We start from the raw sequence: 1,169 nt of genomic DNA on the forward strand, positions 1-1,169 counted from the left end.
CCCCTCCCCGCGAGGCGGGGAGGAGGGAGATTTTCTTATTCCGCGATCGTACGTAGTTCAGCGCTTTGAGCGCATCGACGATCGAGCCCTGATAGCGCGGCGGGCAGGCTTCGGTTCCGATCGCCCAGGCCATGATGTCGACATCCTGTTCCTCCAGCAATTCCTCGAACAGCGTGATCTCGGCATCGTTCCACTCGGCCGAGCGCGCGTCGAAAAAGCCGCCGATCAGGAGGTCGGCTTCCTTGGTGCCACGGTGCCAGCTGCGGAAGCGCAGGCGTTTGAGGCGGGTTTCGCGGTCCATGGGCGTCCAACGCAGATTGCCCGACGACCCCCGACAGCATGTGCTGGCGGTGGTGGCCGGGTGGGGGTAAGAGCACCCCAGATAGTCATGCGGCCCGATATCCTCAATCCATTGTTCGCCGAAGTCACGGCACTGAAGGGCATTGGCCCTGGCCTGGCCAAGCCGCTCGACCGGCTCGGGCTGTCGCGTGTGGTCGATGTCGCCTTTCATTTGCCGACCGGTTGGGTCGATCGGCTGGCGCGCGATGAGCTCGACATGGGCGATGCCGGGCGCACCATCGCGATCACGCTGACCGCGCAATCCTATCGTTCCAGCGCCGGACGCGGGCCGACGCGGGTGCAGGCGACCGATGCGCGCGGTAATTATGTGAGCCTGGTCTATTTCGGCGGGCATTCGGGCTGGGCCAAGAAGCTGGCGCCGATCGGTGAGCCACGGCGGGTTTCCGGGCGGCTGGAGCAGTACGGCCAGGAATTGCAGATCGTGCATCCTGACTATGTGCTGCCGCTGGAGGAAGCCGAGGATACGCCCGAGCGCGAGGCGATCTATCCATTGTCGGAGGGGATCACGTCCAAGCGGATGGGGCATTTGGCGGTGCAGGCGATCGAGCGCGCGCCTGATTTGCCCGAATGGATCGAGCCGGGCTTGCTGGCGAAGCACGATTGGCCCGGCTGGCGCGCGGCGTTGGCGCGCATTCATGCCGACCCGTCCGATACCGTCGCGCGGACGCGGCTTGCCTATGACGAAATCTTCGCGAACCAACTGGCGCTGATGCTGGTGCGGCAATCGTCGCGGGCGCGGCGTGGGCGGGCGCTGGTCGGGACCGGACGGCTGCGCGAGGCGCTGCGCTTGCACGCACGCGCGCGCCTTA

General features: G+C 66.1%; 1 protein-coding gene and 1 pseudogene. One reads left to right on the top strand and one right to left on the bottom strand.

What is annotated here, in order from left to right; genetic code table 11:
• Nucleotides 1-301 (bottom strand): FAD assembly factor SdhE (locus tag NW75_RS21225; protein WP_156143106.1); only part of this gene is annotated, 301 nt, incomplete at its 3' end.
• An 87-nt stretch (nt 302-388) separates the two neighbouring features.
• Between NW75_RS21225 and NW75_RS21230 the strand changes: the two are divergent.
• Nucleotides 389-1,169, top strand: a pseudogene (locus NW75_RS21230) (ATP-dependent DNA helicase RecG); the annotation flags it as partial.

The organism is Sphingomonas sp. Ant H11, from assembly GCF_000797515.1.
Taxonomy (GTDB): Bacteria; Pseudomonadota; Alphaproteobacteria; order Sphingomonadales; family Sphingomonadaceae; genus Sphingomonas.